A 20,644-nucleotide genomic window follows, 5' to 3' on the forward strand; every position below is an offset into this window, starting at 1 on the left:
TAAAGTACGCTTAGTGTTTTACATTGTTTACCGGGTAGTGCATGTTGATGATCCTGCCGTCTTCCATCTCCATGATGCGGTCGCCACCATTCGCGAAGTCAGGATCGTGGGTAACGGTGATGATGGTCTGCTTGTTCTCGTGCGAGAGTTTTCTGAATATATCGAACACGCGTTGCGAGTTAGCCTTATCAAGGTTGCCCGTAGGCTCGTCGCCCATAATGATCGCTGGGTCATTTATAAGCGAACGTGCAATGGCCACACGCTGCTGTTGTCCACCAGAGAGCTTTGAAGCAAATTTGGTGGCGAAGTCCTGCATGTCTACCAGCTTCAACTTTTCGATGGCGCGATGTTCTATCTCTTCGGGCGAATATTTGCCCAGCTTCAGCGCAGGCAGCATCACGTTTTTCAGTGCAGTAAACTCGGGCAGCAGGAAGTGAAACTGGAACACAAAACCCAAATGCTCGCTGCGAAAGGCAGAGAGTTCGTTCTGCAATTTTCCCGTTACACGCTCACCGCGTATCTCGAGGTTGCCTTCATAGTCGGTATCCATGGTAGAGAGAATGTAAAGCAGCGTACTCTTACCGCAGCCCGACTTACCGACGATGGAAAGGAACTCGCCTTCATTCACATCAAAGCTCACACCCTTCAGCACCTGGAACTTCTCCGGCTGCAGGAAGTATTTAACGATATTATCTGCTTTCAGTACTGTGGCCATTGTTATCCTCTTATTATCTGTACAGGGTCAACTTTAGATGCACGCTTGGATGGGAAGTATCCCGCGAACAGCGTGGTCAAAAAACCAAAGAACAAACCAAACAGGTAGTGCACCGGCTTAAAGTTGACCGGGAAAGTTTTCATCCTCACGAAATCACCAGCGGGGAATGGCGCCATCGACAACAAGTAGCTGACGAAAAAACCAATGATCAATCCGAGCAAGCCGCCCGCCAGGCCTATCATAACAGACTGCAGCAGGAATATCGCTGTGATATCGTTGCTCTGGAAGCCGGTGGCCTTCAGGATGGCGATGTCTTTCATCTTGTTGATGATATTCATGTTCATGATATTGTAGATACCGAAGCCCGCTACCGTAAGCAGCGTGAGGCATACAACTACGGTCATGATATTCCTGATCTGGTTGCCTGCAAAGAATGATGCGTTGGCTGTCTCCCAGTCTTCAATGCGCACTCCCTTTATCTGGGCTTCCAGCCTTTTGGCAAATGGCTTGGCAACGTTCAGGTCTTTGAGTTTGATGTGCAGGTCGGTGATGTAAGACGGGTCTTTGCCCAATATCTTCTGCACGGTAGCTAGCGTAGCGTAACAGCGGCTCTCATCCATTGACACGATGCCAAAAGAAAAGATACCTGCTACTTTCAATGTAAGGTAGTTACCTGCGGGAGTAGTGATACTAACGCGGTCGCCCATCTTGATGTTCATCTTCTTAGCCAGGCCCTTACCCATTACCACTACGTCTGAGGCCTTCAGCAGATCGTCAAGCGAGCCGTAGTCCATCTTTTTATCGAGCTCGAAGAGATGAGTTTGCTTTTCTACATCTATGCCATAGATGGTTCCCGGTATCTGCACAGGGCCGTTGTTGTAAATCACCTGGCTCGATACCTGTGGTGCTACGCCTTCCACTTCCGGCATAGATTCTATCTGTTCAGCCAGTTTGAGGCCGTTCTTTATTTTGGGCAGTTCATCTTTCGGGCGTACGTGCTCCACCACATACCATTGCTTATCGGTCTGTGGTTTATTGGTTGCGATGATCTTGTTGTCTTCTATGTCGAGTGGTTTGTAGATGCGCACGTGTGGCGTATTGTCCATTGCCATGTCCTCGGTAAACTGGTTCACGCCGGTCATGAAGCTGATCATGATGATGAACATGGAGATACCGAACGTCACGCCCAGCATGGCAATGACGCTCTGCTTCTTTTTGGTAACCAGGTGAGTTACCGCTATGGAGAATGCTAGTTTCCAGTTCATTCTTGTTCAATGATTACAGCTGTGTTCTTATCGATACCACCGGTTACTTCCACGTAGTCGTCGTCTTCCAGGCCTTTGCTGATCTTTATCAGTTGCTTCTCTTTGCCTTTTTTCACCATGACGCTATCGCCTTTGTGCAGGGCAGCTTTAGGCAATACTAAAACCTGCCTGTTCTCCGCTAGCACAATATTGGCTTCAAGGTTCAGTCCGTACATGGTCACCGGTACGGGCTCATCCAGCACTGCGTCTATTCGGAACGATTGTTCTGCTTTGTTCAGCAGCGGGTAGATCTTGGCTATATGCGCGCGGTACACTGAGTCGGGATAAGCATCCATGATGATCAGCACTTTCTGTCCTTCTGTTACTTTGCCCAGATCATCTTCATCTACCAGCAGCTTGGCGATCATTTTGCCCGCGCCTATCAGCGCTATAGGCTGGTTGGGTGCTACGAGGTCGCCTTTCTTCTTGTACACTTCGTACACCGTACCATTGACATAGCTGCGTAACAGACCAACCTCATTTTGCGCTTTGGCAACTATCAGCTGGTTTTGTGCCTGCTGCAGTTGTATATCGGCAGTCAATTCTTGTGCCTGCAACTGACGCTGCATGTTCTCGTAGTCTTTCAACGAAGCCTGGTACTGCAGGAATTTCTGGTCATATGCACTCTTGGATACCGCTTTCTGGTTGTATAAGCGTTCATATCTTCCGTATTCTGCCTGGTCATTTCTTAGTTGTATGCGTGCCTTTTCTATTCTGCCACGCAGTTCGCGTAGGGCAGGAGCATTATTGGTTGCAGTTGGTATGGTGCGAACCACCAGCGCGCGCGCACTTGCTTCCTGTGCATCACGCACATCGTTATCTACGCGAAAGAGCAGTTGTCCTTTCTGTACAATATCGCCCTCGTTCACGTTAGCCTGCACCAAATAACCATCCATGCTCGATACTACTTTATACTCCTCTTCAGGCACCAGTGAACCCGATGCATACACAGCCGAGGTGAGTGATTTCACCTGCAGGCGTACCTCGGTGGTTTTTTGTTTACAGCCGGCAGCGGTAAAAGCTAACAGTAACCATAATAGTTGCCGCTTCATCTTAAAATGTTTGTGTGCTTAGTAAGTGATATAATATTCCGTCGGACAGGTTTTGCAGGTACTCTATCTTGGCGCGGTTATACTCTCTGAATATCTCGTTGTACTGGTCAAACTCCATTACGCCTTCTTTCAGGCTCAGGTTAGCAATCTTCAGGTTCTCGCGGGTGGTCTCCACTTTCTGCTTCAGTTCTGCATTCTTATTAAAGGCAGTAGTGTACTGCACAAACCAGTCAGATTGTTGCTGGGTGAGCTCCGCAGTAGTGGCTTCCTGTTCATAGTGTGCTGATTCCAGTAACAGCTTGCTTTTCTTTTTCAGCGCCCGGTAGTAGTTGCCCTGGAACAAAGGCACATCCAGTCTCATGTTCACATTCGCCATGTTGAACTGGACGCCTTCGAAGTCTTCTTGAAGTTTTGTCTGGTAGTTGTACGTATACCTGCCTGCAAGTCCTAGCTTCGGCAAGCCACCACGACTGGCCTCTGCAACAGCCAGTTCTGCAGCACGAATTTTAAACTCGGCTTCGTGCCATGCTGCACGGTTTGATATGGCGGCCGGCGAGGAGATCACGGGCCATTCATAATCGCCAATGCTTTCATTAACTGCGATTCCATCATCGGCAGCTATCAATCTTTTGAGTGCATTGAGGCTCAACTCCAGCATCCGTTTGTAAGTGGCATCGAGTGTGCGCACATCCAGCTGCAGGTTCTTCGAGCGGTTGAAATCCGCAGGGTTGATAACACCAGCATCCAGCTTGTCTTGCATAATGCGTATCAGCTCATTGGTAGTGGTCACGTTCTCCTGGTTCAGGCGCAGCACTTCGCGGTTGGCCAGCACCTGGTAGTAGGCTTGTGTCAGTTGTATATGATAATCTTCGAGTGCTGCCTTGCTGCCCCATTGTGCTTCTGCATATTCTGCCTTGCTACGTTTCAGCGCCGCCCATTTTTCAAGGTTCACTACCGGCATACTGAATTCGGCACCTGTCTGCAGCGTATAGGGCAAACCAAATTCTACTTTTACCACCTCGCCCTCAGGTCGGCCAAACGCTGCACCGGGTATGATCTGTGTAATGAGGATGGGGTAGTAATCGCCCTGTGCAAAAGCATTAACGCGCGGGTACAGACCACTTCGTGTGATCCTTACATCCTGTTGGGCTATCTCAGGCATCAGCCTGGCCTGCTTTGCTGCGGGGCCATTTCTATCAGCATAACGTATCAGTTCGTCGATACTGTTGACCTGCAACTGTGCGGTGCTAAACACCGGTATCAGCAGGAAACTAAATAATGCATTCAAAAACCGCATTGCATTAGATTTTATACAAAGAGAATACATGTAGCGATATATGACAAATGATTGTTGTCCGGATGGAGAAAATCTACACCGAAACGGAAGCAACGGAAACGAAGCATCAGGGCTTTGCCTTACAGATATTGAGCGTATACATAGACGCATTCATTGGATTTCGGGTAGCCACGCTAAACTCATGATGTGCTATGGGAGGGAATACATAGCTGGTATCCAGCGCATCCAAATAATATCCCGGCACTACGAAATACTCTACGCCAAAGCTCCGCATGCCCGCAATAAGCGAATCCACCTGGCTTTGGTCTTTTGCAGAATAGGCAAGGTATTCTACCGCGAAGTTGTCTCTCGGTACTAACGCGCGTGAACGCAGTGCCGTAGATATCTTCACCCCCGGTGGCAGTGTTGAGTCTATCCAGCGGCTCTCGGCATAGCCAACCGCATAAGAGCGCATAACCTCGTCGCGCCCTTTGTTGGTAAACAGTCCCGGAGCAAACGAATACACAGTGAACAATATTATCGGCAACATAGCCAGCAGTTGCACCCGCAGCCCTCCAAACAAAAGCTTTTGCCATTTGGATGCAGACAGGCTGGCAAAAAACAGCGGGGTTACCCAAAGTAAAGGCTCCATGAAAAACCGTGCGGTAGGTTGTCCCAGCAAAATGGTAAACACAACGAAGAGCAACACGGTAAGCTTCTCTGCCCAGAAACCCCGCGAGAACAGGAATATGAAAATAATAGCAGCGGCCAGCCCGATAACAGTAGTAAGCAATCCTAGTGACGAAGGAATGAACAGGTTGAGCGGCAAGGGGAATGCAGAGTCTGTAAACTCTCGCAAAAACAGCTGTAGGTGTACGGCAACCGGGTCCGGGTGAGCTCTAAAGCGCTCCAGCAGTGGTGATAACGGATCACCAAACCGGATAACTTTAAATACGTATAGCGGAGCAAGGAAGACGATCGATACAAGGATGCCCGCAAACATATTTTGCGAAACGTGCGGCCAGCTTCTGTCCTTTACTATCAGCATCACCGCAATGACTGCGGCGCTGATAATAAACGAGTATTTGATGCCAACGGCAAACACCAGCACGGCCCAAAACAGGAAGGTATACGGCTTGCGCAGATGACCATCGCGCTGCAGCAATGCATAAAATGCGAGCGAAGTGGCCACCATTCCCGTAAGTTGGTGTTTCTCGCCCGATACAAAAAACAACAGCAAGGGTATGCCCATGAACACGGCCAGCAGGTCGAGGCGTGTTTTGCCATTGACAGGATCGGAATAAACACGCAACAGGTATCGAAATGCAAGGAACTGGATAAACGCACCCAGTTGCGGGTAGCCCGCGGCAACGCCCGGAAGGTTCAGCATTTCGCCGAAACCAAACATGCGAAAGTGCAGGTTGCGTGCATCGAAGAACAATCCACCGCTGCTCAACATGTCAACAGGAACACCCAGGTGATAATCCAGCGAGTCGGCATCAGTGGGGGGCGCGAGACATACCAGGAAGAGCGCACCTGTTGTGATGTATATAGCTGTGCGGGTGATCTTGTCCCACCTGCTGCTGACAGGCATCCTGAACGGCTGCATGAATAAATGAATAGGCTGGAAGCTCCGCGTGCCTATAACGATGAGTACCGCAAACACGATAAACACGCAAGGGACCCTGCGCACCCATTCTACTTGTACCACTCCAGCCATGCCTGCCAATAACAGCAGCCACGACAGCATCAGCAGGCCGGTGAGAAAGTACATAGCACGGGCCAGTACCTCATCGGTCTTAAATATCCGGCGGCCCAACCAGTCGAACACGATGGCCATGCTACAACCTGCCGCCACGGTCATGACAGTAGAGAGAAAAGCCGGTAAAAAGAATGCTGTTATATCCATAAGGATTTAGACAAATATATACGCCGGCTGCAATAGGTAGGTAATGTCTTTATGCATCCTTAACAACCAGTTTGTAATTTATTGGGAATCATCATCTTTTTTATCTCGCTGGAATCGACCTGGTGAAGAAAACGGCCGGCAGAGGTCCGAATAAAGGGCAAAGACGCCCCCGGAGTGTCGCACACACCAACATAATTTTGCTGTATGGACCCTGAAAAAAAACGCTACCAGTTCTTAGACAGCCTAAGGGGGCTGGCCGCGCTGTTGGTAGTGTTCCACCACATCTTTACGGGCAACATCGTAAGCCTGATGGAGCAGTACCATTTGAACGTTCCTGCATTCTTTCTATACAACTTCACGCATTCGGGTGTCGAGCTGTTTTTTGTGCTGAGTGGGGTGGTATTGCTGCGGCCCTATATACGCACGCAAAGAGCCGTCAACTTACGCCAGTTTTACTACCGCAGGTTTCGCAGGATATATCCGCCCTACCTTGGGGCTTTGGTCTTTAGTGCTTCTGTTATCTGGGTCATCCATGAGCAGCCAACATGGTATTCTAAGATCATCATCCCCTTCACTTTACAGGAGGCGATCTCGCAGGCGGCTATTTTCAATTTCGATTCGCAATACTACAACCTTGCCTGGTGGAGCCTGCAGATCGAAGTACTGTTTTACCTCTGCGTGCCGCCGATACTCTATCTGTTCTCCCGCAATGTGCGGTTCACCAGTCGCTCACTATGGACAGTTGTAATGATCACCCTGCTGTGTACAACAGTGCTGCAGGTATACCTTACAGCTTATTACCCTTCTATATACTCATACAATCGTGTCGCACTGGTGCTGTACAAATTCATCGACTATCCGGTGTGTTTCATACTGGGTGTGTACCTGGCCGCTACCGATAGCAGCCTGAAAGAAGCTGTTCACTTTATTGTTGCAGGCGTGTTGCTGGTCTTATTATCGTATGCCTACCTGCCAGTTCTATATACCGGCTACGGCTTCATATATGCAGGACTTATCATTTTTGCTTTTTACAGGGCACGGCTCAGGCAATACCTTGAAAAGCCCTTGCTGATCTGGCTGGGTGAGCGTTCCTATTCACTATTTCTCACACATTTCTCGGTGCTGTACCTGATCAACTTTACCGTATCGCACTTTACACCCGGCCGCAACCTGGTATATGGATTTTTTACCCGGGCGCTGGCCTTGCCGCTCAGTCTTTTTGTAGCCATGCTGCTGTTTCATTTTGTAGAGCGGCGCTACGCTAAAGGCTTGCATACGGCTAATGCCTTCTGGCCATGGAATGCGCTACGACCTAAGGAACAGAAAGGCGAACAGGCACTTCCCGAAACCGCAGGGACATCGATCGTTTAGCAGGCCGTCAAATGGGGTGATACCTTATCACTTCAAAATATCCAACGGGGCAACTCAAGAAGAGGTAGCTGTACTACAGTTTGGTACAAAGAATGTCGTTGCATCGAGATATATCTTTACAGTTAATTATAATTTATTTGTTATTGCCATAAAAAGCTTGAAATATCATGGCAACCGGGCAAAAAATCTCTATCTTAGGCGCATGCAGAAACTTCTCAATTCATTTCGAAATTCATACGTATACTATATGATATCCAAGATGTTATCCATTTTGGAAATGGAAGGATTTGTTGTGTCGTATGCGCAAGGTGCAGAGGATTTAATTATTAAGAAATTGCTTAGCAATAAAAAGAATGGCTTTTACCTCGACATCGGGTGTAATAACCCTATTCAAAACAGCAACACCTTTCGGTTATACCTGAAAGGGTGGAGGGGAATTTGTATCGACGGTAATGCCGACTTTATTAAAAGGTTCTCAAAAATCCGTAAACGAGATATCTGCCTGCATGCCATAGTCTCTGACGAACCACGGGCGGTTAGTTTTTATATCAACCATAAAAATCCGGGCATGTCATCTATTGAAGAGCATGAAGCCCATTCCCGGTATCAGGCGCAGCCCGACCAAAAGATAGTTGAGATGCAGGCAGAGACATTGAACCAGATACTTGACAAGCACCTCGGCGGTAGGAATATAGACTTGCTGACCACTGATGTTGAAGGACACGATCTGAAGGTATTGCAGGGGCTCGATCTCAGCCGCTACCGTCCAACGGTCATTTGTGTTGAGTACCCCGGCAACATAATGCACGTAAGGGAATCTGAAATAACAACCTACCTGTCTAAGTACAATTATGAAGTAATAGCTATCGACAGTGAGAATGTGTATTATAGGCAGGATCCCAGAAGCTAGAGTATATACGGGCCACTACACCGTGGAGCGCTGAACTTTTCTCCAAAATATCGCAGCTAAAACCGTAGTTTTGCGGCACAATTTCAACTCACAGATGGAAATTAATGATCTGAAACAAGTAGCGGCGCAAGTACGCAGGGATATAGTAAGAATGGTACACGCCTGCCAGAGCGGCCACCCCGGTGGTTCTCTCGGTTGTACTGACTACCTCGTAGCGCTGTACTTCCACGCAATGAAGCACAACCCGAAAGAGTTTAGCATGGACGGCATAGGTGAAGACCTGTTCTTCCTGTCTAACGGACACATCTCTCCGGTGTTTTACAGCGTGTTGGCTCGTTCAGGATATTTCCCTGTGCAGGAGCTGGCTACCTTCCGCAAGCTGGATAGCAGGCTGCAGGGTCACCCTACCACGCACGAAGGTCTGCCTGGCGTACGTATCGCCAGCGGCTCACTGGGCCAGGGCCTGAGCGTAGCATCAGGTGCGGCACAAGCCAAGAAAATGAACAACGACAACACCGTGGTTTACTCGCTGCACGGCGATGGCGAACTGCAGGAAGGCCAGAACTGGGAAGCAATCATGTTTGCTGCTCACCATAAGCTGGACAACATGATCGCAGCTATTGACGTGAACGGTCAGCAGATCGACGGTCCTACCAAACTGGTAATGAACCTGGGTTCAATAGGCGATAAGTTCACTGCATTTGGCTGGGATGTGATGGAAATGGACGGCAACAACATGGAAGAAGTTGTAAGCAAGCTGGCAGAAGCCAAAGGCCGCCTGGGTAAAGGCAAACCTGTTTGCATACTGATGCACACTGTAATGGGTAAGGGTGTTGACTTCATGGAAGGTACGCACGAATGGCATGGTATCGCACCGAGCGACGCACAGCTGACACTGGCAGAAGCGCAGCTGCCTGCTACCCTGGGAGATTATTAATAGAACGCTTTATTATATTTGAAAGCCCCCCCGCAACTGCGGGGGGCTTTTTATTTGGCATGGCGTTTGGTTATTTTAACTCTGTAAAACCAAACTATGAATAAGTACTTCTTATACCCTGCGCTGGCAATATGCCTGCTGGCCTCTTGCAAAAAGTCTGACGAGAAAAAACTGGTTGGCGTCTGGAAAGCAACGGCGATGGCTATCGACACCAATGGTAATGGCGTAATGGATACTCAGGAAAAATGGGACGAATCCGCAAACAACTGGGGCTATGCTTTTAAGAAAGGCGGCGATGTAGAAGTGAATGCGGGACTAACCCACCTTGGCACATGGCAATTGAAAAATGGTATCCTGACAATCACAGCTGCAACATCGAAAGATTTCAAGGTGCTAACACTCAACAGCACAGACCTGACACTGGAATGGTCAGACGAGTACGGCGAAAAGAACTGGGAAGTACTCAAAAAACAATAACCACTTGCAATATAGTCATGAGCCCCACACCGTGGGGCTTTTTTATTTCTAATACGTTCCACCGCCTCTTTCCATTCGTTGTACCAAACCGCAGTTTCGCAGGACGAAAACTGCATTTAACAAAATGTGACAAATCAAGCAGGAGGGGTTTCAGAAATTCGCTGAACCAAACCCGATCAACCAGCCTGACCATAACGGATAACAAAAAGGCGGCCCGGCCCCTACCTAAACTACTATGATATTGACACCTACCCTATCTCACCAAACCAGGTGAGCAATACTTTACTCCTAACAGCTTTTGTGTCGAAAATGATGTGCCTCCCTTCGCGGGAGGCCTTCTTATTTTAGGCCGGCGTTTGTTAGCTTTTTCCCCTATAATTGCCCTATGAACAAATTGTTTGTGCCTTTGATACTTGCGATCTGCCTGCTGGCAGCATCGTGCACTAAGAATAATAGAAAAGAAGTTGAAGAGAAGCTGGTTGGCACATGGCTGATGAAGACCAACGGAAGCGATGTGAATGGCAATGGCACCTATGATGCCATTGAACGCACCCCTCACGATAGCACCGAAAGTAAGGTCACGCTAACGTTTAAGAACGACGGAACATTTCTGCAGGTAAACCAATACTTCTCGCCGGGCTCTACTAAAAACTACCCGGGCAAATGGGAACTGCAAAAGAACAGTACCCAAAAACTTAATATGGTGTTTGATGATGGTATGGCCATAGAGGCCGGCATCGAAGTGTTGACAGACAAAGAGTTTGTGATGGAACACATGCACGGACTTTGGAATGGGTATGTGAGGCAATAATCTGGTACAGTATTTGGTTATTGATACTTAAACCAAACAACTACTTATGACCAGGTTCCTGATCTACCCCGCTTTAGCTATCTGCCTGCTGGCCGCCTGCAAAAAGTCTGACAACAAGAAACTGACCGGCAACTGGCTGCTGACACAGTATGCCGAAGACAGCAACAGCAATAAGGTGATGGACGACTCTGAAATACGGAACGTTCCCGCTTCGCCCATGATGAACACCGTGTACACTTTTAAAAGCGGAGATAAGATAGACATCCTTTGGGGTGATGTAATGGAAAGCGGTACCTGGGACCTGAAAGACGATGACAAGAAACTGGAGATAACGCTACCCTCATCGCGTGTGCTCAGTTACAAGGTAGTGGTGCTAGACGATAAGAAGCTGACCCTCGAACAGGAGGTTGCTAACAACATGCTTTACTGGCAAACATTCACCAAGCAATAGCTTGAAATGATATCAATAAGAAAGCCTCGCATCAGCGAGGCTTTCACAATTCTGCAGTAGTTAGATCTAGTGAACTCACAGTACTGTCAAAAAATATGGCTGGTTGTAGGCACTCCTAAAAATCTACCTAGTTTTATAACCACTATGAGATCCTTTGCACTTCTATTTGCTATAGTTACAATTACATCCTGCAAGAAAGCCCCCAGCCGTCAAGAGCCTGTAGTTGGACTCTGGAAACTGGCACAAAGCGGCTTCGATAGGGACGGCAACCAGATGCTGGACGGCAACGAAATACTCTTCCCGGCTGATAGTACTGACTACTGCGTTTACAACTTCATGGCCAGTTCCCGGCTTGATGTATTGGAACGATACAAAGGAACTGTAAGGACAGATACAGGCTGGCAGTGGGTAGTGAATGAGCGCCTGGACAGTATGGCTATTAATACGCATACTGAATTTGCAGGCACTACCTGGCGTAGCTTTCGTGTGTTATCGTACGACCCTACGCGATTTGTATTACGTGGCAATTACAATGACATCCTGACCTTTGAAAGAAGCCAATAAAATAAAAAGCCCCGCAACTTGCGGGGCTTTTTACTTATTTCAATATCTCGCGGGAGATAACCAGTTTTTGTATTTCTGATGTTCCTTCGCCGATGGTACACAGCTTGCTGTCGCGGTAGAATTTCTCTACAGGGAAGTCTTTGGTGTAGCCGTAGCCACCGAAGATCTGTACTGCTTCAACCGAGTTTTGTACTGCTACTTCTGAAGCATAGTACTTAGCCATGGCGCTTTCTTTGGTCATAGCCACGCCGCGGTTCTTCATATCGGCAGCCTGGTAGATCAGCATTTTAGATACTTCGATCTTGGTAGCCATGTCTGCCAGCTTGAAGGCGATAGCCTGGAAGTTAGAGATAGGCTGATCGAACTGCTGGCGCTCTTTGCTATATTTCAGAGAAGCTTCGTAAGCACCTTCTGCAATACCCAGAGACAGTGCAGCGATTGAGATACGGCCACCATCCAGCACTTTCATAGCCTGGCGGAAACCATCACCTACTTCGCCCATACGTTGTGCGTCAGAGATGCGGCAGTTGTCAAACACCAGTTCTGCAGTTTCTGAAGCACGCATACCCAGTTTATTTTCTTTCTTGCCAGCTGTAAAGCCCGGTGTACCACGCTCAACGATGAAGGCTGTCACGTTGCTCTTGGCACGTGGTTCGCCGGTGCGGGCCAGTACTACTGCTACATCGCCGCTGATACCGTGGGTGATCCAGTTCTTGGTACCATTCAGTGTCCAGTCATCGCCATCGCGTACGGCAGTGCAGCGCATGTTGCCGGCGTCGCTGCCGGTATTGGCTTCTGTCAGGCCCCATGCACCTATAAATTCAGCTGTTGCCAGCTTAGGCAGGTATTTCTTCTTTTGCTCTTCGTTGCCGAAGTACAGGATGTGACCGGTGCACAGTGAGTTGTGCGCCGCTACCGACAGACCGATAGAACCACATACTTTAGCGATCTCGCTCACCACGGTCACGTACTCGAAGTAGCCCAGGCCGCTTCCGCCATATTCGGTTGGTACCAGTACGCCCATGAGGCCCAGCTGGCCCATTTGCTTGAACAGGTCGACAGGGAATTTTTGCGCCTCATCCCATTCCATCATTTTGGGACGGATGTTCTTGTTGGCGAAATCGCGGATCATTTCAGCGATCTGCACTTGAGTATCAGTATATTGAAAGTCCATAAGTCTTGTTAAGGAGGTGCAATTTTACGGATTTTTTTGGGGATTATGGTGGGTTTATATGGGTTTTAGCTGTAATCTCAGGTTTCATTTCTCTAGTCATACTTCCGTGTTACCTCCTTCTTTTCTTTTGGCTTGAACCAAAAGAAAAGAAGCAAAAGAAAAGTTCAAGGCTTAGCGAAACCGGCTAAAAATTCATTTCGCTCCGTTGCAGTGAAATAGCTTACTATGTTCCATTCGATTTCTATTTAGCAATGTTGAAATCACCTTCCTGTTCTCTGTGAAACCTTTCACTGCGGCCACTGCACTCAATGAATTTTCTTAACGCCTTATTCGCCCATGCCGGTCCTTACTTTTCAATCAGACTATCAGCCTAATCAGTCCCATCTCGATTAATCTGAGGTTCAGACAATGGCTTCAGTTCTTCCACCAACCCCTCAAACACACCATCCGGAAAGTGATACAGCTCTTTCAATTGGGCATAGTTGGTGAAGGCACCGATGGTATTTCGGCGCACGATGATCTTGTGCGCCAGCTTAGGGCCTATGCCACGGAGTTGGAGCAGGGTGATGGAGTCGGCGGTATTGAGGTCTATTTGCAGTGGCCTGATGGCGATGTGGGGTGCGAGCATGGTGTATTCTTCATTGGTGAGGGTGTAGAGTGGTTTGAGGTCTTCCTTCTTGTAAAAGCGTTTGCCTTTGGCGCGCCACTTCAGCAGGTTGGCGATGGTGTGTGGTTTGAGTCCGAAACTGCGGAGGGTGAGGCTGTCGGCGGTGTTGGGGTCGAATGTCTGAACCGCTGATTTGAATGATTTTTCTGATTGCGCTGATGGTGTTGTTGGTGATTCCGCGTCCTCCAGATTTGTTGCCGGTTGTTTCCTTTTTGGGGTGGTTTTTAAAAAGCCATCGTTTTGTTGCCGGTATGCTGCTGCTATTCGCGGCTCTCCTACCCTGCTGTTGGGCTCTGCTGTTATCACTCTTGCTGCAATGACAACCGCCAGCAACAGGCACAACCCTATCAGCCCGTTTCGCTCGGGGCGGGTGAAGTTGGTGTATGACTTGATGAGGCGCTTCATGGGTTTGACGGGTTAAGATACAGCTTTCGGGAATTGTTAAAATGTCACGTAAGAGCTTGCATTTCAGGTAACAATTTGATAACTTTAAAATAACAAACGTTATCAACATGCATCTTTATCTGCTTTCTATGCCCGGTTATGAGGTGTTTGGCCTAGCTCTGCTACCTATCTTCCTCCTGTATTTCTTTTACCTGGTTCTTAAAGGGTATCTCCAGAAGAAATAGTCTTTCCTATTACATATTGACCGCGATCCTGTAACATTCTGTCATAGAATTGATACATTTATTGCAGAAACCTGCTGATATTCTTATACAATTTCCGCTTCTCTCCTTGTGCGACATAAAATCGCTGAAACACGCTTTGAACAAGGGTTATACTGTTTTGTTCTCATGGGTGCGATTGTCGGTTTTGTTTAGTTTTGTATAGAAAAATCAAACTTTCGCGGAGAAAAAAATTTGTTTGCAGTTTTGGCGCTGGGCGCGATTGGATGTGCGTACGGTTTTAGGGTTCTCATATCGGTAGCTTTCTATTACAAATATACAACAATTTTCCTTTAAGGACAATTTAATTTATCAGGAGCCGGGCTGTTATTAGATAAATTATTATCTTTAGCGTTACCATTACCCAAAACCTACTATCTATGAAGTACTTATTGCCCTTGCTGCTGGCATTTTATTGCCTGTCGTCTAATGCCCAAAATATTCTTACAAATGGCAGCTTCGAACAGTACACTAATTGCAGTATGGGGCCCTTTACAAACAGTACTAACTGGAGGCCATATACAAGCGGAGGAAGCCCCGACTACTATAACAGTTGCGGTCCCGCGATGGTGCCTACGAACTGGATAGGAACACAAACACCTGCTCATGGTAACGCTTACGCTGGTTTTTCAGCCTACACGCCCAACAACTTTTACGAGTATGTCGCCACAAGCTTTCCACCTTTAACACCAGGATTCACCTATGAAATATCTATATCGGCATCGCTTGCAGATGTTAGCGGTTTCGGCGTCAATGGACTTGGTGTCTATTTCTATGATGGCGGACCAGCTACCATTACCATGCCCGGAGTGTGCCTTTCCGTAACACCCCAGGTATCTTTTTCAAGTTACGGGCCACAGACAAACACGACGGGTTGGAATCGCCTGGTTGGTACTTTTGTGGCAGACTCAACCTACGACAACCTGGTAATTGGCGGCTTCCTTGCTCCTTCGGCTGCGACCATTGTGACTAACCCTGGTGGCAGCTCAGGGTACGCGTACTACTATATCGATTCGGTAGTACTCAAAACCAGCGATTCTCTTAAACTACAGTTTACAGGAAACATGCTTTGCGGCGCCGATAGCTTCATGGTGCCCTACGTGGCAAGTACCGGGTTGTTCAACTCTGGCAATGTGTTCACCGTGCAGTTGTCCAACGCAAGCGGAAGTTTTGCAACCCCCATTAACATCGGTTCAAAAGCCGCGACTACCGGCGGGACGATAAAAGTTGGATTGCCCTCGTCGCTCACACCGGGAACGGGCTATCGCATGCGCGTTGTGGCTTCAAATATTGTGTTCGCTTCAACTGACAACGGAACGGATATAGCCATAGCGATGACCCCTCCGGTAAAACCGGTGGCGGCAAGTAATAACCCGGTGTGCGAAGGCAATACAATTACCTTGTCGGCAACCACAACCAGCAGCGTAACAGGCTGGTCGTGGACAGGTCCCAATAATTTTTCAAGTACAGTATCCAATCCCTCTATCAATAATGCTACGCAGCCTCTATCTGGCATATATATAGTTAAAGCCTTGAACTACGGCTGCATTTCCAGCGATACCGAACTGGTAACAATTATACCAAACCCGATTGTTGTAGCAGCTAGCAACAGCCCGGTGTGCGAAGGCGTAACGCTTAATCTTTCGGCCAGCAACGCAGGAGCGGGAGCTGGTTACTCCTGGACTGGTCCTGCCGGCTTTTCTGCCGGCATACAGAATCCGGCGCTGACCAATATCACATCAGCACAGGCGGGAGACTATGTGGTAACCGCGACGCTGAGCGGCTGCACTGCCAGAGACACTGTTACCGTGCAAACCAAACTAATGCCAGCCGTTCCTGTTGTCAGCGTGTCAGGACCATCATGCATTGGCGGCAGCCTGAACCTGACAGCTGCAAGTAGCACCAGTGGCGTGAACTACAACTGGACTGGGCCACTTTCGTTTACTTCAACAACACAAAATCCAATAATAACGAATACTACAACTTCCATGTCGGGTGTTTATAGTGTTACAGCTACACTCAACGGCTGCACTTCGGCAGCGGGCGCAACCGTTGCTACGGTACACTTGTATCCTGCTACCCCTACTGCATCCAGCAGCACGCCAGTTTGTGCCGGTGGAACGTCGAATCTGTCGGCAAATAGCATAACACCAGGCGTGAACTACAACTGGACAGGACCAAACGGGTTTACATCAACAGCACAAAATCCATCGATCAGTCCGGCACCATTAAATGGAAGTGGCATCTACAGCGTGACAGCGGAAGCTAATGGTTGCGTGTCGCCAGCAGGTAGCACCAACGTCACCATTAACAATGTCTCTTCCCTCGGCGTGTACCCCAGCCCCAACGATACACTCTGCATCAACAATGCAAACGCAAACTTCGTATCTGTACCATTTAACGCAGGCACTGCGCCGCAATACCAGTGGTTCAAGAACAATACGCTTATTGGTGGAGCAACAAGCATTACCTACCCTGCAACGGGTATTGCTGATGGTGATAGTTTTTATTGCCGCATGACAGTGACCGGTTTGTGTGCTGATCCACTTATTCTTTATAGCAACAAAGTAGGCATGACCGTGCTACCTCTTACAGCAGGACCTACTGTTTCAATAACAGCAGATCCGGGCACGCTGCTCAGCCCATGGCAGCTGGTGAAGTTTACGGCTGTAGCTACTAATGCAGGTACCCTGCCTAAATACCAATGGAAACGTAACGGCCAGGATGTGATAGGCGCTACCAGCAATGTGTGGAGTGCGAATAACCTTTCGAACTTAGATACTATCAGCTGTATCGTAACAAGCGACGTGTGGTGCGCTTCTCCGGCCAGCAATTTCAGCAACAGGATGGTAGTGAATATTAAGACAGGCATCTCGGACATTGACGCTGACAGGAAACTGGAGTTGTTCCCGAATCCTAATAACGGGTCGTTTGTTGTGAACATCCCCACCTTCAAAGGGGGTAATCTACGTGTCGACGTTGTCGACGCGCTGGGAAGAACTGTTTACAGAGATCAATTACAGACTGCTAATCATCAATTGGAGATCGCCTTGCCTGCTTCTGTGGCTAATGGCGTGTATATGCTGAAGCTGGGTGTGGATGGTGCGGTGTATCATGCAAGGTTTACTGTGGGAAGGTAGCCGATTGCATTTTCAATAATGATTATCTTTAAAGTTACCATTACCCAACCTAACTATCTATGAAGTACTTATTACCCTTGTTGCTTGTATTTTGTTGCTTGTCGTCTAATGCGCAGAATATTGTTCCAAATGGCGATTTTGAATACTACACGCCCTGCCCTAACACCTTGGGGCAAGTAAACAATTGTACTGGATGGCGACAATACACCGGCGGAACATCTGACTACTACAATACCTGCGCGACTACAACTACATATGTCGGAATACCGGCCAATTTGCTTGGTTTCCAATACGCAGCCAGCGGAAATGCCTATACGGGCGTGATTACCTACACCTATAATAATTTGACCGGTCCTGCTAACTATAAGGAGTATATCGCTACTAGCATATCGCCCCTACAGGCTGGTAAACATTACGAGGCTTCAATGTCTGTTAGCCTTGCTGATACAGCAGGCTGGGCTTCTAATGACCTGGGCATGTTTTTTTATGATTCAGGACCCAATACCGTTTCGGGCACCGTAGTGCTCCCCGTCACCCCGCAAGTCTCATTTAGCAGTTATGGCAATATTACCGATGAGATCAACTGGACACGTCTGTCGGCAATATTTACGGCAGACTCTGCTTACGACAATCTCGTAATCGGCGGCTTTACGCATTTTAGCTCCCTAAATCCCACATATCTTGGTGGTACGGGTTCTAACAGCATTCATTCTTATTATTTTATTGATTCTGTATTTATCAAACAGGTTGATACATTAGAGCCGCGGTTTAGCGGAACATTGCTTTGCGGGACAGATAGCTTCTCCATAAACTATTTTGTGCTGCCATCCGTTTTTAATGCAGGCAATGTATTTACTGTACAACTATCTAATGCCAGCGGAAGTTTTGCCACGCCTATCAACATAGGTACTAAAGCATCCAGTACATCTGGCACAATTAAAGTCGGTCTCCCAGCCTCGCTTACACCAGGCGCCGGTTACCGTATCCGTTTGGTTGCCACAAATATTCCTTTCGTATCTGCCGACAACGGAAAGGATATTGCCATTGGAATGACACTACCTGCAAAACCCATTGCCGCGAGCAATTCACCGGTATGTTACGGCGATACCCTCAAGCTATCGGCAACGGTAACTGGTACGATAACTGGTTGGCTTTGGACAGGGCCTAACAATTTCACTAGTACGCTTTCTAATCCTGTTATTAATAGCGCGACAACCGTAATGTCTGGCAACTACATTGCAAAAGCCCTAAAGTACGGTTGTGTATCGAGCGATACCGAAACGGTGTCTATAGTGCAAAAGCCGTCATTGATCGTGGCTACCAGCAACGCCCCCTTATGTATTGGCGACACCTTGAAGCTCTCCGGCAACATAAGTAGCCCCGGCACGACCTACAGCTGGACGGGACCAAACAGTTTTTGGGCCAATACCCGAAACACCGATATTGCCCCGGCTGGAACCATTCACAATGGTGACTACGTAATAACAGGCACATTAAACGGATGTACTGTGAAAGATACTGTGACCGTCGCAATAAACTCCAAGCCGGTGGGACTCGTCGCAACCAGCTCTTCGCCAGTATGCGAGAATGACACCCTAAAGCTCTATGCAACGGCAACAACGACCGGTGTCACCTATTCGTGGTCCGGACCTTTGGCCTTTAACAGTGCAGGACAGAATCCACAAATATTCAGTGCAACAGGCCTTAACACAGGCAACTATACTGTTACCTGCTCCAATGGAGGCTGCCTGGATAAAGACACCGTATATGTGCAAGTAAAAGCCTTACCTACACCTGTGATAGCGGGAAATAATGGACCTGTGTGTCCAAACACTTCGATCAACCTGTCCGCCAACAATACCATAGGTGCAACCTACAACTGGACGGGACCTTTATCGTTTGCTTCGTCGCAGCAAAACCCGGTTATCAATAATGCAACATTTTCGCACGGGGGCACGTATTCGGTAACTGCGACTGTGAACGGTTGCACCTCACTTGCAAGCACCACTACAGTTATTGTCGCTACTCCTGCTGCAACGTACACAGCGGGTAGTAACAGTCCTGTATGTGCAGGCGGCAACTTAAATCTAAATGTAACGAACATGGCCGGCGCGAGCTTTACATGGAGCGGACCAAATGGGTTTGCAGCAACTGCGCAAAACCCCGCAATAAACCCTGTGTCTGTAAATGATGGTGGCATTTATTCCGTATATGCTACACTAAATGGTTGTCAATATCCTGCAGTAACTACTAATGTAACTGTCACAACTATTTCCTCTCTCGCCATTTATCCTAGTCCTAACGATACACTCTGCATCAATAATGCAAACGCAACATTTGTAGCAGCGCCTTTTAATGCGGGAACTGCGCCGCAATACCAGTGGTTCAAGAACAATACGCTGATGGGCGGCGCAACGAATCTCTCTTACCCCGCAACCGGCATCGCCAATGGCGATAGCTTCTATTGCCGCATGACGGTAACAGGCTTGTGTGCTGACCCACTTGTTCTTTATAGCAATAAGGTTGGCATGACAGTGCTGCCACTTACAGCAGGACCTACTGTTTCAATAACAGCAGATCCGGGCACGCTGCTCAGCCCATGGCAGCTGGTGAAGTTTACGGCTGTTGCTACCAATGCAGGTACCCTGCCTAAATACCAATGGAAACGCAATGGCCAGGATGTAATAGGTGCTACCAGCAATGTGTGGAGTGCGAATAACCTTTCGAACTTAGATACTATCAGCTGTATCGTAACAAGCGACGTGTGGTGCGCTTCACCATCGAACGCGAGCAGCAACAGGATGGTGGTGAATATCAAGACGGGTATCTCTGATATTGATGCGGACAGAAAACTGGAGTTGTACCCGAATCCTAATAACGGGTCGTTTGTTGTGAACATCCCCACCTTCAAAGGGGGTAGTCTACGTGTCGACGTTGTCGACGCGCTGGGAAGAACTGTTTACAGAGATCAATTGCAAACTGCTAATCATCAATTAGAGGTCACCCTGCCTGCTTCTGTAGCCAATGGCGTTTATATGCTGAAGCTGGCTGCCGATGGTGCGGTGTATCATGCGAGGTTTACGGTGGGGAGGTAGGCCTGCGCGAATGAAAAATTTTCGTAACGGCATGATTTTTATTGTTATAGAGGAAATTAGTTGAAAAACGGCCATGTTATTCATTCACACTACCCAAAACGGGGCAGAATCCTCGTGTAGCTACTC

At 48.1% G+C, this 20,644-nt stretch carries 16 protein-coding genes; 9 read left to right on the forward strand and 7 right to left on the reverse strand.

Going from position 1 to position 20,644, the window contains the following annotated elements; all coding sequences use genetic code 11:
- Positions 1-10 precede the first annotated feature (10 nt).
- The 5 genes from P2W83_RS17060 to P2W83_RS17080 all read right to left on the reverse strand — a co-directional run bounded on the left by P2W83_RS17060 (position 11) and on the right by P2W83_RS17080 (position 6,256).
- Entirely contained in the window at positions 11-715 is a 705-nt protein-coding gene (locus P2W83_RS17060; RefSeq protein WP_276134980.1) for an ABC transporter ATP-binding protein, read from the reverse strand.
- A gap of 2 nt (positions 716-717) precedes the next feature.
- Positions 718-1,980 (reverse strand): ABC transporter permease, encoded by a 1,263-nt coding sequence (locus P2W83_RS17065; protein ID WP_276134981.1) that lies wholly within the window; start codon positions 1,978-1,980, stop codon positions 718-720.
- The gene (locus P2W83_RS17070) at positions 1,977-3,071 is read right to left on the reverse strand and encodes an efflux RND transporter periplasmic adaptor subunit (RefSeq protein ID WP_276134982.1); all 1,095 of its coding nucleotides are present in this window, start codon (positions 3,069-3,071) and stop codon (positions 1,977-1,979) included. Before P2W83_RS17070 ends, P2W83_RS17065 begins: the two co-directional genes overlap by 4 nt.
- Position 3,072: 1 nt before the next feature.
- Positions 3,073-4,368 (reverse strand): TolC family protein, encoded by a 1,296-nt coding sequence (locus P2W83_RS17075; RefSeq protein WP_276134983.1) that lies wholly within the window; start codon positions 4,366-4,368, stop codon positions 3,073-3,075.
- A gap of 106 nt (positions 4,369-4,474) precedes the next feature.
- On the reverse strand, positions 4,475-6,256 hold the full coding sequence (locus tag P2W83_RS17080) for a DUF1420 family protein (protein WP_276134984.1): 1,782 nt from the start codon (positions 6,254-6,256) through the stop codon (positions 4,475-4,477).
- 204 nt (positions 6,257-6,460) lie between these two features.
- Here P2W83_RS17080 and P2W83_RS17085 point away from each other — a divergent pair, with 204 nt between their 5' ends.
- From P2W83_RS17085 to P2W83_RS17115, 7 genes are all read left to right on the forward strand, one after another.
- On the forward strand, positions 6,461-7,627 hold the full coding sequence (locus P2W83_RS17085; RefSeq protein WP_276134985.1) for an acyltransferase family protein: 1,167 nt from the start codon (positions 6,461-6,463) through the stop codon (positions 7,625-7,627).
- A 202-nt stretch (positions 7,628-7,829) separates the two neighbouring features.
- A complete protein-coding gene (locus P2W83_RS17090) occupies positions 7,830-8,537 on the forward strand; it encodes an FkbM family methyltransferase (RefSeq protein WP_276134986.1) in 708 nt (235 codons plus the stop codon).
- Between the two features lie 94 nt (positions 8,538-8,631).
- Positions 8,632-9,474, forward strand: coding sequence for a transketolase (locus P2W83_RS17095; RefSeq protein ID WP_276134987.1), 843 nt, complete (start codon positions 8,632-8,634; stop codon positions 9,472-9,474).
- Positions 9,475-9,570: 96 nt separating this feature from the next.
- Entirely contained in the window at positions 9,571-9,951 is a 381-nt protein-coding gene (locus P2W83_RS17100) for a lipocalin-like domain-containing protein (RefSeq protein ID WP_276134988.1), read from the forward strand.
- A gap of 385 nt (positions 9,952-10,336) precedes the next feature.
- Complete coding sequence (locus P2W83_RS17105) at positions 10,337-10,762, forward strand: lipocalin-like domain-containing protein (RefSeq protein ID WP_276134989.1); 426 nt, start codon at positions 10,337-10,339, stop codon at positions 10,760-10,762.
- Between the two features lie 46 nt (positions 10,763-10,808).
- Positions 10,809-11,213, forward strand: a complete 405-nt coding sequence (locus tag P2W83_RS17110; protein WP_276134990.1) for a lipocalin family protein — start codon at positions 10,809-10,811, stop codon at positions 11,211-11,213.
- A 144-nt stretch (positions 11,214-11,357) separates the two neighbouring features.
- The gene (locus P2W83_RS17115; RefSeq protein WP_276134991.1) at positions 11,358-11,777 is read left to right on the forward strand and encodes a hypothetical protein; all 420 of its coding nucleotides are present in this window, start codon (positions 11,358-11,360) and stop codon (positions 11,775-11,777) included.
- A 34-nt stretch (positions 11,778-11,811) separates the two neighbouring features.
- Here the strand turns inward: P2W83_RS17115 and P2W83_RS17120 are convergent, their stop codons facing one another.
- Together P2W83_RS17120 and P2W83_RS17125 are read right to left on the reverse strand one after the other, a co-directional pair.
- Complete coding sequence (locus P2W83_RS17120) at positions 11,812-12,951, reverse strand: acyl-CoA dehydrogenase family protein (RefSeq protein ID WP_276134992.1); 1,140 nt, start codon at positions 12,949-12,951, stop codon at positions 11,812-11,814.
- A 370-nt stretch (positions 12,952-13,321) separates the two neighbouring features.
- Entirely contained in the window at positions 13,322-14,023 is a 702-nt protein-coding gene (locus tag P2W83_RS17125) for a ComEA family DNA-binding protein (RefSeq protein ID WP_276134993.1), read from the reverse strand.
- A 640-nt stretch (positions 14,024-14,663) separates the two neighbouring features.
- On the opposite strand from P2W83_RS17125, the gene P2W83_RS17130 reads away from it, so the two are divergent.
- Together P2W83_RS17130 and P2W83_RS17135 are read left to right on the forward strand one after the other, a co-directional pair.
- Entirely contained in the window at positions 14,664-17,423 is a 2,760-nt protein-coding gene (locus tag P2W83_RS17130) for an Ig-like domain-containing protein (protein WP_276134994.1), read from the forward strand.
- A gap of 59 nt (positions 17,424-17,482) precedes the next feature.
- On the forward strand, positions 17,483-20,518 hold the full coding sequence (locus P2W83_RS17135; RefSeq protein WP_276134995.1) for a T9SS type A sorting domain-containing protein: 3,036 nt from the start codon (positions 17,483-17,485) through the stop codon (positions 20,516-20,518).
- Positions 20,519-20,644: the final 126 nt, after the last annotated feature.

The organism is Polluticoccus soli, from assembly GCF_029269745.1.
GTDB lineage: Bacteria > Bacteroidota > Bacteroidia > Chitinophagales > Chitinophagaceae > Polluticoccus > Polluticoccus soli.

Excerpts from the sequence above, each read along its gene's own strand:
- P2W83_RS17110 (WP_276134990.1), top strand. The coding sequence starts at position 10,809 with ATGACCAGGTTCCTGATCTACCCCGCTTTAGCTATCTGCCTGCTGGCC.
- P2W83_RS17100 (WP_276134988.1), top strand. The coding sequence starts at position 9,571 with ATGAATAAGTACTTCTTATACCCTGCGCTGGCAATATGCCTGCTGGCC.
- P2W83_RS17120 (WP_276134992.1), bottom strand. The coding sequence starts at position 12,951 with ATGGACTTTCAATATACTGATACTCAAGTGCAGATCGCTGAAATGATC.
- P2W83_RS17070 (WP_276134982.1), bottom strand. The coding sequence starts at position 3,071 with ATGAAGCGGCAACTATTATGGTTACTGTTAGCTTTTACCGCTGCCGGC.
- P2W83_RS17130 (WP_276134994.1), top strand. The coding sequence starts at position 14,664 with ATGAAGTACTTATTGCCCTTGCTGCTGGCATTTTATTGCCTGTCGTCT.
- P2W83_RS17105 (WP_276134989.1), top strand. The coding sequence starts at position 10,337 with ATGAACAAATTGTTTGTGCCTTTGATACTTGCGATCTGCCTGCTGGCA.
- P2W83_RS17125 (WP_276134993.1), bottom strand. The coding sequence starts at position 14,023 with ATGAAGCGCCTCATCAAGTCATACACCAACTTCACCCGCCCCGAGCGA.
- P2W83_RS17115 (WP_276134991.1), top strand. The coding sequence starts at position 11,358 with ATGAGATCCTTTGCACTTCTATTTGCTATAGTTACAATTACATCCTGC.
- P2W83_RS17135 (WP_276134995.1), top strand. The coding sequence starts at position 17,483 with ATGAAGTACTTATTACCCTTGTTGCTTGTATTTTGTTGCTTGTCGTCT.
- P2W83_RS17080 (WP_276134984.1), bottom strand. The coding sequence starts at position 6,256 with ATGGATATAACAGCATTCTTTTTACCGGCTTTTCTCTCTACTGTCATG.
- P2W83_RS17085 (WP_276134985.1), top strand. The coding sequence starts at position 6,461 with ATGGACCCTGAAAAAAAACGCTACCAGTTCTTAGACAGCCTAAGGGGG.
- P2W83_RS17095 (WP_276134987.1), top strand. The coding sequence starts at position 8,632 with ATGGAAATTAATGATCTGAAACAAGTAGCGGCGCAAGTACGCAGGGAT.
- P2W83_RS17090 (WP_276134986.1), top strand. The coding sequence starts at position 7,830 with ATGCAGAAACTTCTCAATTCATTTCGAAATTCATACGTATACTATATG.
- P2W83_RS17075 (WP_276134983.1), bottom strand. The coding sequence starts at position 4,368 with ATGCGGTTTTTGAATGCATTATTTAGTTTCCTGCTGATACCGGTGTTT.
- P2W83_RS17065 (WP_276134981.1), bottom strand. The coding sequence starts at position 1,980 with ATGAACTGGAAACTAGCATTCTCCATAGCGGTAACTCACCTGGTTACC.
- P2W83_RS17060 (WP_276134980.1), bottom strand. The coding sequence starts at position 715 with ATGGCCACAGTACTGAAAGCAGATAATATCGTTAAATACTTCCTGCAG.